14 protein-coding genes are annotated in these 15,936 nt (G+C 66.8%); 6 read left to right on the plus strand and 8 right to left on the minus strand.

The genetic code is table 11. The features are described 5' to 3' along the window. Positions 1–30 precede the first annotated feature (30 nt). Positions 31–1,383: an ABC transporter substrate-binding protein gene (locus ASE96_RS16735; RefSeq protein ID WP_056433078.1), complete on the plus strand. Its 1,353-nt coding sequence runs from the start codon at positions 31–33 to the stop codon at positions 1,381–1,383. Between the two features lie 644 nt (positions 1,384–2,027). Here ASE96_RS16735 and ASE96_RS16740 read toward each other — a convergent pair. From ASE96_RS16740 to ASE96_RS16755, 4 genes are read right to left on the minus strand one after another with little or no spacing between them, the layout of a single operon-like run. Beyond that, complete coding sequence (locus ASE96_RS16740) at positions 2,028–2,801, minus strand: ABC transporter ATP-binding protein (protein WP_056433080.1); 774 nt, start codon at positions 2,799–2,801, stop codon at positions 2,028–2,030. After that, a complete protein-coding gene (locus ASE96_RS16745; protein ID WP_056433083.1) occupies positions 2,798–3,874 on the minus strand; it encodes an ABC transporter ATP-binding protein in 1,077 nt (358 codons plus the stop codon). The genes ASE96_RS16740 and ASE96_RS16745 overlap by 4 nt, the downstream gene beginning before the upstream one ends. Further along, complete coding sequence (locus ASE96_RS16750) at positions 3,871–4,839, minus strand: branched-chain amino acid ABC transporter permease (RefSeq protein ID WP_056433086.1); 969 nt, start codon at positions 4,837–4,839, stop codon at positions 3,871–3,873. Before ASE96_RS16750 ends, ASE96_RS16745 begins: the two co-directional genes overlap by 4 nt. 9 nt (positions 4,840–4,848) lie before the next feature. Further along, positions 4,849–6,132 (minus strand): branched-chain amino acid ABC transporter permease, encoded by a 1,284-nt coding sequence (locus ASE96_RS16755; RefSeq protein ID WP_156367647.1) that lies wholly within the window; start codon positions 6,130–6,132, stop codon positions 4,849–4,851. 552 nt (positions 6,133–6,684) lie between these two features. On the opposite strand from ASE96_RS16755, the gene ASE96_RS16760 reads away from it, so the two are divergent. Beyond that, positions 6,685–7,611, plus strand: a complete 927-nt coding sequence (locus ASE96_RS16760; protein ID WP_056433089.1) for a Bax inhibitor-1/YccA family protein — start codon at positions 6,685–6,687, stop codon at positions 7,609–7,611. A gap of 146 nt (positions 7,612–7,757) precedes the next feature. Here the strand turns inward: ASE96_RS16760 and ASE96_RS16765 are convergent, their stop codons facing one another. Next, complete coding sequence (locus ASE96_RS16765) at positions 7,758–8,996, minus strand: acetyl-CoA C-acetyltransferase (protein ID WP_056433091.1); 1,239 nt, start codon at positions 8,994–8,996, stop codon at positions 7,758–7,760. 20 nt (positions 8,997–9,016) lie between these two features. Continuing rightward, a complete protein-coding gene (gene galK / locus ASE96_RS16770; protein WP_056433094.1) occupies positions 9,017–10,177 on the minus strand; it encodes a galactokinase in 1,161 nt (386 codons plus the stop codon). Positions 10,178–10,265: 88 nt separating this feature from the next. On the opposite strand from galK, the gene ASE96_RS16775 reads away from it, so the two are divergent. Genes ASE96_RS16775 through ASE96_RS16790 form a run of 4 tightly spaced genes read left to right on the plus strand, consistent with a single transcriptional unit; the run spans position 10,266 to position 14,570 of the window. Continuing rightward, a complete protein-coding gene (locus ASE96_RS16775; RefSeq protein ID WP_082492826.1) occupies positions 10,266–11,255 on the plus strand; it encodes an aldose 1-epimerase family protein in 990 nt (329 codons plus the stop codon). A gap of 48 nt (positions 11,256–11,303) precedes the next feature. Then, positions 11,304–12,665 (plus strand): AI-2E family transporter, encoded by a 1,362-nt coding sequence (locus tag ASE96_RS16780; RefSeq protein ID WP_056433097.1) that lies wholly within the window; start codon positions 11,304–11,306, stop codon positions 12,663–12,665. 33 nt (positions 12,666–12,698) lie between these two features. Beyond that, a complete protein-coding gene (gene ilvA / locus ASE96_RS16785) occupies positions 12,699–13,937 on the plus strand; it encodes a threonine ammonia-lyase (RefSeq protein ID WP_056433098.1) in 1,239 nt (412 codons plus the stop codon). Positions 13,938–13,946: 9 nt separating this feature from the next. After that, positions 13,947–14,570 (plus strand): rhomboid family intramembrane serine protease, encoded by a 624-nt coding sequence (locus ASE96_RS16790; RefSeq protein WP_056433099.1) that lies wholly within the window; start codon positions 13,947–13,949, stop codon positions 14,568–14,570. Positions 14,571–14,684: 114 nt separating this feature from the next. Here the strand turns inward: ASE96_RS16790 and greA are convergent, their stop codons facing one another. Beyond that, entirely contained in the window at positions 14,685–15,179 is a 495-nt protein-coding gene (greA, locus tag ASE96_RS16795) for a transcription elongation factor GreA (RefSeq protein WP_056433100.1), read from the minus strand. A gap of 195 nt (positions 15,180–15,374) precedes the next feature. After that, positions 15,375–15,833: a DUF4307 domain-containing protein gene (locus ASE96_RS16800; protein ID WP_056433101.1), complete on the minus strand. Its 459-nt coding sequence runs from the start codon at positions 15,831–15,833 to the stop codon at positions 15,375–15,377. Positions 15,834–15,936: the final 103 nt, after the last annotated feature.

Here is a 15,936-nt window from a genome sequence, read left to right on the forward strand (position 1 = left end):
GTTCGCACCTTTAGATCGAGGAGATTGTAAATGACTTCACTCCCCCAGGTGGCACCCCGCATCGCTAAGCTGACCGCGCTTAGCATCGGCGTCGCCCTTCTGGCTACGGCTTGTGGTGGCTCGTCCACCCCGACGTCGACCGGATCCGCCTCTGCCAACGCCGCGGGCATCGCCTGCCCGGCACCCAGCGCTGGAGCTGGCGCCGGAACATCGGCCGCGACCAACACCGGCCAGGTTCCTGCTTCCACCACCACCACTGACACCCCGCTGAAGATCGGCTCGCTCCTGCCGACCACCGGGTCGCTGGCCTTCCTTGGCCCGCCCGAGATCGCGGGTGTCAACCTTGGCATCAAGGAAATCAACTCGGCCGGCGGTGTGCTGGGTAAGCCGGTGCAGGTCATCCACCGCGACTCCGGCGACACCAAGACCGACATCGCCACGCAGTCCACCACCGCCCTCCTGGGCCAGGGCGTCGGCGCCATCATCGGTGCCGCATCCTCCGGCGTTTCCAAGACCGTGATCAACCAGATCACCGGCGCAGGCGTCATCCAGTTCTCCCCGGCGAACACCTCGCCTGACTTCACCGACTGGGACGACAAGGGCCTCTACTGGCGCACCGCTCCCTCTGACGTGCTCCAGGGCAAGGTCCTCGGCAACTACATGGCCACCTGTGGCGCCCAGACCGTTGGCATGATCGTCCTGAACGACGCTTACGGAACAGGCCTCGCGAAGAACGTGAAGTCGGCGTTCGAGGCAGCCGGCGGCCAGGTCGTCGCAGAGGAACTCTTCAACGAAGGTGATTCCCAGTTCAGCAGCCAGGTGGACAAGGTCATCGCCGCGAAGCCGGATGCCATCGCCCTGATCACCTTTGACCAGGCCAAGAGCATCGTGCCGCTGATGACCGGCAAGGGCATCAAGCCCACGCAGCTCTTCCTCGTCGACGGCAACATGTCCGACTACAGCAAGGACTTCCAGGCCGGAACCCTGAAGGGCGCCCAGGGCACCATCCCGGGCACCTTCGCGAAGGAGGACTTCAAGAAGAAGCTCCTGGCCATCGATCCCGCGCTGAAGGACTACAGCTACGCAGGCGAATCCTACGACGCCGCAAACCTGATCGCACTGGCTTCCGAAGCCGCCAAGAGCACCAAGGGCGTCGACATCGCCAAGCAGCTCAAGGCAGTCTCGGAAGGCGGCGAAAAGTGCAGCGACTTCCCGACCTGCGTCACCCTGCTCCGCAACGGCAAGGACATCGACTACGACGGCCAGTCCGGCCCCGTAACGTTCTCCGACGCCGGTGACCCGACTGAAGCATACGTCGGCATCTACGAGTTCCAGGATGACAACACCTACAAGGCATCCAAGGAAGAGTTCGGCAAGCTCTAAGCCCACCCTTCCGTAGCCACCAGGAGACCCCCGCCCCTTGGGCGGGGGTCTTTTGCGTGCCGGGGGAGCAGTCGGGGCGGGGCGTCAGGCGCAGCGGCCTTTTGAGCGTCATAGGACTGCCCGACGGCGGGAGCCCGGCTCCGTGGTTCGACGGCCCGGCCAGAACGCTGCGCTGCATGACGCCGTCGTCGATCTGGTCAAGCGACTGCGCCGCGTGACACCGCGTCGTTTTGGGAGGGAGCGGCAGGTGGGATTAACGCTGAGGGCGACGGAGGCAGATGCTTGTGAAAGCGCCGTGGTTGCGCTGGGCCCACGGGGGCGGGGTTCCCTGCCCGAGCGTGCGAGGGGAGGGGGCCGCCGGGTGGGGCCACGGGGGCGGGGTTCCCTGCCCGAGCGTGCGAGGGAGGGGGCCGCCGGGTGGGGCCACGGGGGCGGGGTTCCCTGCCCGAGCGTGCGAGGGGAGGGGGCCGCCGGGGAGGGACGAGCGCAGGCGCCGAGCAAGCGGCTGCGGAGGCGCCCGGAGGTCACCACGGAGGCGCCCGGAGCCGCCGGGGACGGCGGGAAGCCCGGACGTTGGACCCCGGGCACGCAGAAGGGCCGCCACCGGCTGGTGACGGCCCTTCTGCTGCGGTGCTGCCGGGGGATTACTCGACGGTGTCGGCGAGGGTGCCCAGGTATAGCTGAATGACCTTCGGGTCCTTCATGAGCTCCCGGCCGGTGCCGGTGTACGCGTCCTTGCCCTGGTCCAGGACATAGCCGCGGTCGCAGATCTGCAGGCAGCGCCGGGCATTCTGTTCCACCATGATGACCGAAACGCCTGCACGGTTGATCTCGTGAACCCGGAGGAAGGTCTCATCCTGCTTGACAGGGGAGAGGCCCGCCGAGGGCTCGTCGAGCAGCAGCACGGCCGGGTCCATCATGAGGGCCCGTCCCATCGCGACCATCTGGCGTTCGCCGCCGGAGAGCGAGCCCGCGCGCTGGGCGCGCCGCTTGCCGAGTTCCGGGAACAGGCCCGTGACGAAATCGAAGCGCTCCGCAAAGTCCTTGGGCCGCTGGAACATGCCCATCTGGAGGTTTTCCTCGATGGTCAACGCGGCGAACACGTTGTTGTTTTGCGGCACAAAGCCGATGCCCCGGCTGACGAGCTTGTTGGCCTTCAGCCCGGTGATGTCCTGCCCGCGCACCACGACGGAACCCGAGTGGACCTTGACCAGGCCGAACATCGCCTTGAGCAGGGTCGACTTACCTGCGCCGTTGGGACCGATAATGCCAATCAGCTCACCCTTGCGGGCCTCGATGCTGCAGCCGTTGAGGATGTTGACGCCCGGGATGTAGCCGGCCACCAGATCGGTGACCTTGACGACCGAATCCTCGTCATGGACTGGTGTGGCGGCGGCTGCCGCGCTGGTGGCGCTCATTCTGTGTCCTTCTCTGTGCGGGTCGGCTCCTCGGCGCTGCGCCGTCCGCGCGGCGGACCGTTGCTGTCCGGGACCGCGGGCGAATCCGTTTCACCGGCGACGACGTCGAGCGAGATGATGCCGGCATTTTCGGTGCCGACGATCGATTCCTCATCGGCGACCAGTTCAGCGGCCAGCTCCTTGATGCCTTCCGAGTCACCGAGATCCACGTCGTGGTGGGCGCCCAGGTAAGCGTCGATCACGGCCGGATTCTTCATGACCTCGACCGGCGGGCCTTCGGCCACAATCTTGCCTTCGGCCATGACCACGACCCAGTCGGCGATGTGCCGCACCATGTGCATGTCGTGCTCGACGAACAGCACGGTCATGCCCTCGGCCTTGAGGTTCTTGATGTGGTCCAGCAGCGACTGCGTCAGCGCCGGGTTGACGCCTGCCATCGGCTCGTCGAGCATAACCAGCTTGGGCCGGACCATCAGCGAGCGGGCCATTTCCAGGAGCTTGCGCTGTCCGCCGGACAGGGACGCGGCGTAGTCGTCCTTCTTGGCGTCCAGCTTGAACTTCTCCAGCAGCACATTGGCTTCCTGGGTGATCTTCTTTTCCTGGCCGCCCCAGATACCCTTGAACAGGGCCTTGGACAGCCGCTCGCCGGACTGATGGGAGGCGCCGAGACGCATGTTCTCCATCACGGTGAGCTTGCCCATGACCTTGGTCAGCTGGAACGTGCGGACCATGCCCATCCGGGCCACCTTGTAGGAGGAGACCCCGGCGAGGCTGTTGCCCTCGAACTGCCACTTGCCCGTGTTGGGGGTGTCGAAGCCGGTCAGCAGATTGAACAGCGTGGTTTTGCCCGCACCGTTCGGGCCGATCAGTGCGGTGATTTTGTGCCGCGGGATTTCGAGATACTCGACGTCGACGGCGTTGATGCCGCCGAAGCTGCGGGTGACGTTTTCCGCGACCACGATCGGATCGCGCTTCTTGCAGCCGGGGGCAGCCTCGCCCGCGGCGATCGGACGCGTGTCCGTCATGTAGTCGATATTTTCCGACTCTCGGGGTTCTTCGCTCTGCGTGCTCATGCGAACGCCAGCTCCTTCTTGTTGCCGAGGACACCTTGGGGCCTGAAGATCATCAGCAGCATCAGCGCGACACCCACCAGGATGTAGCGCAGCTGGCCGGCCTGGACGGTGTTCAGCCAGGTGATGGCGCCGGATTCGATCAGGCCGTACAGGATGCCTTGAGTGAGGGACAGCACGACCCAGAAGATCATGGCGCCGACGACCGGCCCCAGCACCGTGCCCAGGCCGCCGAGCAGCAGGCAGGTGTAGAGGAAGAACGTCAGTTCGGTGCCGTAGTTCGCCGGCTGGACCGCGCCGCGGGGGAGGGTGAAGATCATGCCGGCCAGGGCGCCGAGGACACCACCGATGATCAGGGCCTGCATCTTGTAGGCGTACACGTTCTTGCCGAGCGAGCGGACGGCGTTTTCGTCTTCACGGATGCCCTTGAGGACGCGCCCCCAGGGGCTGCGCATCAGCAGCCACACCAAGGTGCAGAACAGGGCCACGACTGCCCAGGCGACTACCCGGATGAAGAAGTCGCGGTTGTTCATGCCCATGTAGGAACCCGGAGGGAACGGGTTCATCGCGTAGAAGTCACCTTCAAACGCGGCGAGGCCGTTGGCCGAACCGGTGATGGCGGTCAGCTGGTTGGTCGTGACGATGTAACGGACGATCTCCGCCGCCGCGATCGTGACGATGGCCAGGTAGTCGGCCCGCAGCCGGAGGGTGGGAATACCCAGCAGCAACGCGAAGATGGCCGAGCAGACCACGGCGATCAGAAGACCGACGAAGAACGGAACACCGAACGTCAGGGTGGAGATGGCGAAGCCGTAGGCTCCCACCGCCATGAAGCCGGCCTGGCCGAAGTTGAGCAGGCCGGCGTAGCCGAAGTGAACCGCAAGGCCGAGCGTGGCGAGGGCGTACGCCGCCGTCGTCGGGCTAAACAGTTCTCCGGCAGCGCTGGAAAAAATAAATCCGAAGTCCATGGCTGTCTCCTAACCCACGCGCTCGCGCCGGCCCAAGATGCCTTGGGGCCGGATCAGAAGGACAATAATCATGATGAACAGTGCTCCCACGTATTTAAGGTCGGCGGCGAGGCCGAACACGGTGGTCAGCTCCACGAAGATGCCGACGATGATGGAGCCGATCAGGGCGCCCCACACAGTGCCGAGGCCACCCAGCGTGACGCCGGCGAAGATGAGCAGCAGGATCTGCGAACCCATGTCGAACGTGACACCGGGCCGGTAGTACGCCCACAGGATGCCGCCGAGGGACGCGAGCATGCCGCCGGTGACCCAGACAATCCGGATGACGGAGTCGACGTCAATGCCGGAGGCCGCCGCCAGCGCCGGGTTGTCGGCGACCGCGCGGGTGGCTTTGCCGAGGCGGGTCTTGAGCAGGACGACGCCGAGGATCGCAATGACCACCGCGCTGATCACGAGGGACCAGAGGTTGTTGGGGGAGATGGAGATCGGGCCGAGCTGTATCTCCGAGCTCTGGGCGAACGGCAGCTGCTGGGTGGCGCCGCCGAAGAAGAACTGGATCACGTAGCGGACGGCCAGCGCGAGGCCGATGCTGACGATCATCATCGGAACCAGGCCGGTGCCGCGGCGCCGCAGCGGCTTCCACAAGCCCGCGTCCTGGACGTATCCGAATAGACCGCCGCCGAGCAGCGCGAGCAGGATGGCCAGCCAGAACGGAAGGTTCATGGCGTTGAAGGAGAACACCAGGACGGCGCCGAGGGTGACCATTTCACCGTGGGCGAAGTTGGTCAACCCGGTGGTGCCGAAGATCAGCGAGAGGCCAACGGAGGCAAGGGCCAGCAGAAGACCGAAGCTCAGGCCCGCCACGAGGCGGTTGATCAGGTTCTGGCCGAAATCCTGCTGCTGCACCACGATGCCTTCGCCGAAGGCGAAGATCACCGAGAGGTTGGAGGTCTGGCTGAAGGTGACTTCGCGGGGGTTTTGCTGGCCCTCCGCGAGCTGAATGCCCTCCGGGAGCGTGGATTCATCCAGCTCGACCTTGTAGGTTCCCTGGGTGGGTACCCCGATAGTCCAGGAGCCGTTGGCATTCGACGTCGCCGTTCCGGTGAAGTCGCCGTTCGTGGCGGTGATGGTGACGTCAGCGATCGGGGCGCGGTCGTCGCCGCGCAGGAAGCCGCTGATGCTGTTCTGGAACGTGGTTGCCGACGGGGATGGTGTCGGAGAGGGGCTCGTGGCCTGTGATGCCGGCGCGACGATCAGCAGTAGCGCGGCCACGGCGGCAAAAACAGCCCCCACAACTTTCAGCAGTCTGCCGCGCCGTCTCTGCGACAGGCCTCTCGGTGTGCTTCTCAAAATGAAAACCTCCACATGGGGGTGGTGTGGGTTGCGCCATTGCAACCGCTGCGAACAGTCAGGGGGACGGAGGGTGGTGCGTGGTGCGATGCGGTGGAGCGGTAAGGCTTGTGATATCCGTCACCCTGTTTGGCTTATGTTACAGCCCGCGCGGGGCAAAGAATGCCGTCGCGAGCAGGCGGAACGTCGCGATCGGGTAACAACCGTGAAGCCCGGGCGGCGGGGTGCTTTACCTGTCCTAAAGTAAACTTTTGTTGATCCGGAGTATGCCTAAACATTCCGTCGCCGCGCAGCGCCGTCCGGAGCCGGAACACGGCGGAGAGGTCACGGTTGGGTTGCGGGAGCGGCGTCCCGGGAACTATCCCTGCATGCCAGCTGTTGGAATTGGTAGCGTGTTGTAACGAGCACCGACTTGTAACGAGCCCCGACTCGTAACGAGTTCCGACAGATCACCACCGGATCAATACTCACCCCCTTATTTGGAGGACACCAGCAATGGCACTTGGCGGAAACCCAGTCTTCAACGGAAAGAACTTCCGTGGAGCCACCCAGGCACCGCCTGCCCCGCAGGCGTACGGACAGGGCCACTACGGACAGGGCCAGTACGGCCAGGTTCCGGGCCGCGCCCCGGGCCAGGTCATGGACGGCCAGGCCGGCTGGAGCGCTGCCCAGCAGGGCATGACCCAGGGCCAGCTCCAGGACATGTACAACCGGCCCGCCGCCGGCCCCGCCGACACGGGACGCATGACCTACGACGACGTCATCATGAAGACCGCGGCCTGCCTCGGCGCCGTGGTTGCCGGTGCCGCCGTCACCCTGGTGGTGGCAGAGGGCCTGGCCTACATGCTCATGATCGTCGGCGCGCTGGGCGGATTCGTCCTCGCCCTGGTCAACACCTTCAAGAAGCAGCCGTCTCCTGCGCTGATCCTGGCCTACGCAGCCCTCGAGGGTCTTTTCCTCGGCGGCCTGACGCGGATCCTGGACAACATGTACCCGGGCGTCGGCCTGCAGGCCGTGATCGGCACGCTCTCCGTGTTCGCCGTGACCCTGGTGCTCTTCCGGAGCGGCAAGGTCCGGGCCACGCCGAAGGCCATGCGCTTCTTTATGATCGCCACCATCGGCTACGCCGTCTTCGCGCTCATCAACATGGTCATGATGTGGACCGGCGCCGTCGATTCCCCGTTCGGCCTGCGCACCTCAATGGAGATCATGGGCATCCCGCTGGGCGTCTTCATCGGCGTGCTGGCGATCGGCCTGGCCGCGTTCTCGCTGATTATGGACTTCACCAGCATCGAAGCCGGCGTCCGTAGCGGCGCCCCGCAGCGCTTCTCCTGGACCGCGGCCTTCGGCCTCACGGTGACCCTGGTGTGGCTCTACGTTGAGATCATCCGCCTCCTGGCGATCCTCCGCGGCGACGAGTAACACCCGCGGCTGATTGCCGGTACCTGAGAACCAAGAAAGAGGAGCCCCGCCACACGGCGGGGCTCCTCTTTGCAGTTGTGGCGGCGCTGTGCGCCAATCTTGTGCGGTGGCGGGCGGCGGCGGTGCCGACGGCGGTAGGCGCCCGCTCAGCCCAGCCGCTCCAGCACCACGGCCATGCCCTGGCCGCCGCCGACGCACAACGTGGCCAGCCCCAGGGTCGCATCGCGTTCCCGGAGGCCGTTGAGCAGGGTGGTGGTCATCCGGGCGCCGGTCATGCCGAAAGGATGGCCCAGTGCGATGGCGCCGCCGTGGACGTTGAGCTTGTCATGATCGATCCCGAGTTCCTTGGCGCTGGCGACGACCTGCACCGCGAAGGCCTCGTTGAGTTCCACCAGGTCGATGTCCTGGATACCCAGCCCGGCCAGGTCCAGCGCCCGTCGGCTCGCCTCCACCGGGCCCATGCCCATGAGCTCGGGGGAGAGGGCGCTGACGCCGGTGGAGATAATCCGCGCCAGAGGTTCCAGCCCGAGTTCGCGCGCCCGCGAATCGCTCATCACCACGACGGCGGCCGCTCCGTCGTTCAGCGGGCAGGCGTTGCCGGCGGTGACGGTGCCCTCGGCGCGGAAGACCGGCTGCAGGGCGCTGACCGACTCCATAGTGACGCCGGCCCGCGGGGAGTCGTCCCGGTCGATCACGGTGCCGTCCCTGCGGGTGTAGGCGGTGATCTCGCGGGCATAGAATCCGGAGGCGATGGCTGCCTCGGCGCGGTTCTGGCTCAGCACGGCCCAGGCGTCCTGGTCCGCCCGGCTGATGCCGAAGCTGGTTGCGACGTTTTCGGCGGTCTGGCCCATGGCGATATAGATGTCCGGCATACGGCCGCCCAGCCGCGGATCCGTCCACGGGGTATTGGACCCCGCCCTGGCGGCGGTGCGCTGCCGGGCGGCATCAAAGAGCGGATTGTGCGTGCTGGCGTCCGTCTCTCCCGCGCCGGCCCAGTCACGGTAACGGGACACGGACTCCACTCCGGCGGCAACAAACGCGTGTCCTTCGCCGGCCTTGATGGCGTGGAAGGCCATCCGGAGCGTTTGCAGGCTGGAGGCGCAGAAGCGGTTGATCGTGGCCCCGGGAACGTTGTCCAGTCCGGCCAGGATGGTGACCACCCTGGCCATGTTGGAACCGGCTTCGCCGCTGGGCTCGGCGCAGCCCAGATAGAGATCGTCCAGGCCCCGGCCCGCGTCGTCGGCCGCGTCGAAGGACGGAATCCGGGCCAGCGCCGCGGTCACCATGGCAGTCGCGAGGTCGTCGGGCCGTTCGTCCTTCAGCGACCCTTTGAAGGCGCGTCCGATCGGGCTTCTGGCAGTGGAAACAATGACGGCTTCTGGCATGCGCCCAGCCTACGCTCCGCCTATGCCAGGCGCATCGCCCCGGCTGCCGGCCGGACGCTGAAGATCTCCGGTGGCGCGTACCCGGCCGCCGCGAAGGCAAGTCCGACGGCGGCGCGCACCTGCCGCTCGGCCGCTGCCGGGGTGAGCGCGATGGCCGAACCGCCGAAACCGCCCCCGGTCATCCGGGCGCCGACCGCGCCGGCGGAACGGGCAGCCTCGACGGCGACGTCCAGTTCCGGGCAGGAGATCTCGAAGTCGTCCCGCATCGAGGCGTGGGACGCATCCAGCAGCGGTCCGATCGCCGCCGGCCCGGCGGTTTCCAGGACCTTGACCGCCTGCAGGACCCGCTCATTTTCCGTCACCACGTGCCGCACCCGGCGGAACGTCTCCGGGTCCAGACGGCCGGCCGCCGCGTCCAGGTCGTCCGGCCCGACGTCGCGCAACGCCTTGACTCCGAGGATCCCGGCACCCCGTTCGCAGGAGGCGCGCCGGGACGCGTAGCCGCCGCCGGCGTGGGAATGCGACACCTTCGTGTCGATCACGAGCGGCACCAGCCTGGCGCTGTCGGCGTCGAACGGCACCAGCCGGATGTCCTGGCTGCGGCAGTCGAGGAAGAGGACATGCCCGGCCGCCCCGCGCAGGGACGCTGACTGGTCCATGATGCCGGTGGGGGCGCCGACGAAGTCATTTTCCGCGCGCTGGGTCGCCAGGACCATCTCCCGAGTATCCAGGCCCGCCGCGGCGAGCTCGTTGACCGCTGTGATGACGGCGCATTCGATGGCGTGGGAGGAGGACAGCCCGGCGCCGCGCGGAACGTCGGAGTCCAGCAGCAGGTCCAGTCCGCCCACGTGGAGTCCGCGCTGCTGCAGCGCCCAGAGGACCCCCAGCGGATATTTGGTCCAGCCCCTCGCCGTGCCCCGGCTGAGGGATCCGGCATCCACCGTGGTCAGTCCTTGGTTGCCGAAGGTGGACAGCAGCCTGATGGTGGAGTCCGAACGCCGGCGGACCGCCACGCGGGCGGTCCTGTTGATCGCAAACGGCAGCACGAAACCCTCGTTGTAGTCGGTGTGCTCGCCGATCAGGTTAACCCGGCCCGGGGCCTGCCACACCCCGTCCGGCGCAGCGCCGAAGACGGACTGAAACCTGGCGGCCAGCTGCCCGGCATCGAGGCGCGGCGTCATGCCGCGCCGGCTGCGGTGGCGGTCCTAAAATGGCGCGTCATGGATCCACGGTATACGCCGCGGCGCGCGGCTGGGTACGGTGGGGACCATGGACCTGCAAAGCCCCGCTTCCCCGGAATCCCCCCACAGCGCGAACTCCACCGACGGCCCCGGCCCGGACCCTTCCGTCCGGCGCTATGCCACGGGCCGGCAGTATGAGCTGCGGCGCGGTGACGCGCTCGCCGTCGTCACCGAACTGGCCGCCGGGCTGCGGCTGTACAGCCGGGGCGGCGCGGCACTGACGGAGAGTTACGGGGACGGGGAGATTTCGCCGGGCGCCGCCGGCATTACGCTGGCGCCGTGGGCCAACCGCGTGGAGGACGGCGTCTGGTACCTCAGCGGTAAGAAGCAGCAGCTGGACATCACCGAGGTGTCCCGCAACAACGCCAGCCACGGACTGCTGCGCAACGCCTCCTATGAACTGGTCGACGAATCCGAATTCTCGGTCACCCTCGAATCGGCCGTGTTCCCGCAGCACGGGTATCCCTTCCTGCTGCGCCACCGGGTGCGTTACGAACTGGCCGCGGACCTGGGCCTTGTGGTCCGGCAGCAGCTGATCAACGATTCCCAGGAGCCGGCTCCGTTCGTCCTCGGCGCCCATCCCTACCTCCGGCTTGGGGACGTGCCCAGCGAGCAGCTCACTGTCACTGTGGGTGCCCGCACAAGGCTTGTGACGGACCAGCGCCTGATCCCGCGCGGCACGGAACCCGTGAGCGGCGACTTCGACCTCCGTGGTGGGCGGCTGGTGGCCGATCTGGACCTCGATTCCGCCTACACCGACCTGGCGTTCGACGCCGGCATTGCCCGCCACACGCTGAGCGCACCGGACGGGCGCCACGTGAGCCTCTGGCAGGACGCCAGCTGCGGCTACGTCCATGTCTTCGTCACCACGCAGTTCCCGGGCAGGGCCAAGGCCGTGGCGATCGAACCGATGACCGGTCCGGCCAACGCGTTCAACAGCGGCGACGGCCTCCGCTGGCTGCCGCCGGGGGAGCGGTTCGCCATGACGTGGGGGATCAGCGCGTCCCTTGAGCCGTGAGGGACGGCAGCGTTTCCCATCCGGGCGGCGCTGGTGAATCATGGGGCTATGACCCCAGCTGACCCGGCCGCCCCGCGAGACCACTCCGACGCAGCCCGTGCTGCCACCCGTCACTCGGCCGGCGCCGCCGCCACATTCCCCGCCGGCGTCTCCACCGCACAGGTGCGGGCTGTCACGGACCGGGAAATCGACCAAGACATCCCGTACGGCGTGCGGATCGCAGCCTCGTGGTCCTGGCGCCTCGGGCTCATCATTCTTATGGCCGGCGCGCTGGTGTGGCTGCTTAGCAGGGTCAGCTTCCTCCTGATTCCGGTCATGGTTGCCGCGCTGCTGGCCGGGTTGCTGGCGCCGGTGAAGAACTGGCTCCGGCGGAACCGGGTTCCCAACGGTCTCGCGGTCGCCATCACCGTCCTGGGCTTCATCGGTGTGATCGGCGGGGCGCTGGCCCTCGTCGGCCGGCAGCTCGTAGCCGGCTTCGCCGAGCTGTGGAGCGAGGCGCTGACCGGGATCCAGAAAATCCAGGTCTGGCTCGCGGACGGCCCGCTGCACCTCTCCGCGGCCCAGATCGACCAGTACCTGAAAGAGGGCACGGCCGCCCTGCAAGACAACAGCAGCAGCATTCTCAGCGGCGCGCTCTCCTTTGGCAGCACGGCCGGGCACTTCGCGGCCGGCATGATCCTGGCGCTGTTCATCCTGATCTTCTTCCTGCTGGAAGGAGACCGCATCTGGGCCTTCCTCGTGCGGCTCCTGCCCCGGAAAGCACGCGCCGCAACCGACGGAGCCGGCCGCGTCGGCTGGGCCTCGATGGTGAGCTACGCCAGGATCCAGATGTTCGTCGCCTTCGTGGACGCAGTCGGGATCGGTGTCGGGGCCGCGATCATCGGCGTGCCCCTGGCCCTGCCGCTGGGTGTGTTGGTGTTCCTCGGCTCCTTCATCCCGATCGTCGGCGCCCTCGTGACCGGCGCCGTCGCCGTCCTGCTGGCGCTCGTTGCCAACGGCTGGGTCAACGCGCTGATCATGCTGGGGATCGTTTTGCTGGTCCAGCAGCTGGAGAGCCACATCCTCCAGCCCCTGGTGATGGGCAAGGCCGTCTCGCTGCACCCCGTGGCCGTCATCCTGGCCGTCGCCGCCGGGTCCTACCTTGCCGGAATTCCCGGGGCCCTGTTCTCTGTTCCCATCCTGGCCGTAGCAAACTCGTCGATTCGCTACATTGCCGGCAGAACGTGGGAACATGAAAGTGCGCCGGCCACCTGGGGCCAGCAGGACATTCCTGGACCTGCGTCCGGCGCGGAAATCCCCGTGGGGGACGCCCGCCTGCCGGGCGTAGCCTCCGGCCGCGGCAACGGCGCCGCACCCGACGACGGTTCCCCGGGCAGCGATGCCGGACGGGGTGCCGGGTCCACACCCTGATCCGAAGTCTGATCCGAAAAAGGAGACTAGTTCGTGAACACCCTTGAGAGCCTGCCCGTCACGCTGGACGATGTCCTGGAGGCGCAGAAGCTGCTCGACGGGATTATTACGCGGACGCCAGTTGAATCCTCCCGCGCCCTGGGCGCCATGGTGGGCGGCGAGGTCTTCCTCAAGTGCGAAAACCTGCAGCGGGCCGGGTCCTTCAAGGTCCGCGGCGCCTACGTCCGGATGGCCAAACTCTCGCCGGAGGAGAAGAAACGTGGCGTCGTCGCGGCCTCCGCCGGAAACCACGCCCAGGGTGTGGCGGTCGCGGCAAAGAGCCTGGGCATCAAAGCGCGGATCTATATGCCGCTGGGCGTCGCCCTGCCCAAACTTGCCGCCACCCGCAGTCATGGCGCCGAGGTGGTCCTGCACGGCCACAACGTCGACGAGGCCCTCGCCGAAGCGAAGCGCTATGCGGACGAGACCGGGGCCGTCTTCGTCCACCCGTTCGACGACGTCGACGTCGTTGCCGGCCAGGGCACGGTGGGACTGGAAATCCTGGAACAGGTGCCGTATGTCGACACCATCCTGATGGGCGTCGGCGGCGGCGGACTCCTCGCCGGAGTGGCCGTGGCCGTCAAGGCCAGGGCCAAGGAACTGGGCCGTGAGATCCGGATCATCGGCGTCCAGGCCGAAAACGCGGCAGCGTACCCGCCCTCCCTCGCGGCGGACGCCCTGGTTCCGCTCAAACGCGTCTCCACCATGGCCGACGGCATTGCCGTCGGCCGGCCCGGCCAGCTTCCGTTCAGCATCATCCGGGAACTCGTCGACGACGTCGTCACCGTCAGCGAGGACGCCCTGGCACGCGCGCTCATCTTCCTGCTGGAACGCGCCAAGATGGTCGTCGAGCCGGCCGGGGCAGTGGGCGTCGCGGCGCTGATGGAAGGCAAAATCGAGAACCCGGGAACCGTCGCCGTGGTGCTCTCCGGCGGCAACATCGACCCGATGCTGATGCTCAAGGTCATCCAGCGCGGCCTCTCCGCCGCGGGACGGTACATGACCGTGCGCATGATGCTGGACGACCGTCCCGGCTCACTGGCCACGATCGCCCGGATCATCGCCGAGAACGACGCCAACGTGACAGGCCTGGACCACACCCGCGTGGGCGGCTCGATCAGCATGGGCGATGTGTCCATTACCGTGAACCTGGAGACGAAAGGCCACGAACACTGCGAGAAGGTCCTCGCGGCGCTCCGGGCCGAAGGCTTCCAGCCGATTGTGGTGCACTAGGGGGCAGCGATGCTTGACTCCACCCGGAACGGCAGGCCGCGCGCCGCCGATACTACCGCCGCGCGCGCCCGCAAGGGACTGCTGGTGGTGGGATCGTTTGTCCTGGTGCTGTACGTCATCGAGATCATCAACACCCTGATGCTCCGTTCGCTCAACGGCACCTTCGGCCTGCGCCCGCGCAGCCCGGACGGGCTCCTGGACATCCTGACCTTCCCCTTGCTGCACGCCAACCTGGCACACCTGTTCTCCAACACGCTGCCGCTGATCATCTTTGGCTTCCTGGTGCTGCTGTCCGGGACCCGCGTCTTTTTCACAACCCTGGCACTGAGCTGGCTGGCCTCCGGGGTTGTGGTGTGGCTGATCGGCGGATTCAACGTCACCGTGGGGGCGTCGGGGCTGGTGTTCGGCCTCTTCGCGTTCCTGCTGGTGCGCGGTTTCTTTAACCGCAACTGGTGGCAGATCCTGCTGTCAGTGGTGTTGTTCCTGACCTACGGGGGGATCCTTTTCGGCATCCTCCCCACGGTGGCCGGCTATGTCTCGTGGCAGGCGCACCTCGGCGGGGCCGTCGGCGGCGTGCTCGCCGCCCTGCTCCTGAGCGTCCCGCGGGCAGGAGCTCCGCGCACCCGGCAGTAGCGCACTGCGCCGAAATGAACTGCGCCGAAATGAACCGCGCCGCAACGCACGACGCCGGCCCTCCCGCTAGGGGAGGACCGGCGTCGTGCGCTGCGGTGCAGCAGGTGAACAGTATTAGCCGGCGTACGGCTTGGCGGAGACGATTTCCACGGTGATGTCCTTGCCGTTCGGGGCGGTGTAGCTGAGCTTGTCGCCTTCCTTGTGGCCGACGATGGCAGCACCCAGCGGTGACTTCTCGCTGAAGACATCCAGATCCGAGTCGCCGGCAATTTCGCGGGAACCGAGCAGGAAGGTTTCCTCATCGCCGGCGATCTTGGCCACAACAATCATTCCGGGTTCGACGATTCCGTCGTCCGCCGGGGATTCGCCGACGTGGGCGTCCCGGAGCAAAGCGGTCAGCTGGCGGATGCGGGCTTCGATCTTGCCCTGCTCCTCTTTGGCCGCGTGGTAGCCGCCGTTCTCCTTGAGGTCGCCCTCCTGGCGCGCCGCCTCGATCTTCTGGACGATTTCCGCCCGGCCGGGGCCGGAGAGGTGGTCCAGCTCTGCCTTCAGGCGGTCAAAAGCTTCCTGGGTAAGCCAAGCTGCAGTTGCGCTGTTGGTGGTAGACACGGACTTCTCCTTTATGGTCAAACAAGCAAAGACCCCGCCACGGTGGCCACTTTTGGGACTCAGCAACCAGCTCAGCGGGGGAAAGGTATTGATCCATTGTAGTCAATCCTGTGGATAAACCAAAGAACCCTGCGGCGTGTATCACACCGCGTTACGGCCGCCCGGCGACCGGCGGGCCGGCTTACTGCCGCGACGCTAGTTGCCGGCGTCGGGGATCCAGCAGCTGTCGACGACGCCGGACACGGCCTGGGACTCGGTGCGCACCGTGGCCCGGTGGACCGTGGTGCGGCCGCCGTCGGAACCGGCGTCGGCGGCGTTGGGGGCGATGTCCACCACTTTCCAGCCGACGACGGCGAACTTGGAATCCAGCGCCTTGACCGAGCACTTGGCCGCGGTGGCCGGGTCCTTGGTGACTTGAAAATCGATCTCCGCCACAGTGGCGTCCGGCGTGCTGTAGCCGATGTCCTTGAAGGTGACGCTCTCGGTCGCGTTCGACGTCGATATCCAGGCCATAAAGCCCATTCCGGCCGCAAGGGCAAGGATCAGGATGGTGCGTTTGGCTTTACCGCTCAGCGTTCGCTTTTGGCCGCCGTAACGATTGGCTAGGCTGGGAGATGCCGGGGCAGGCGCGGCAGGCTGATCCTTGGAAGTCACCAGTCCAGTTTAGTGTGGATCGGGAGGGGTGTCCGCCGGTCCGGTCCGATACCCCTGCCTCAAGACCTGCCTGAAGCCCTGCCTGAAGATAGTTACCCCAAGA

Source organism: Arthrobacter sp. Leaf69 (assembly GCF_001422645.1).
Taxonomy (GTDB): domain Bacteria; phylum Actinomycetota; class Actinomycetes; order Actinomycetales; family Micrococcaceae; genus Arthrobacter.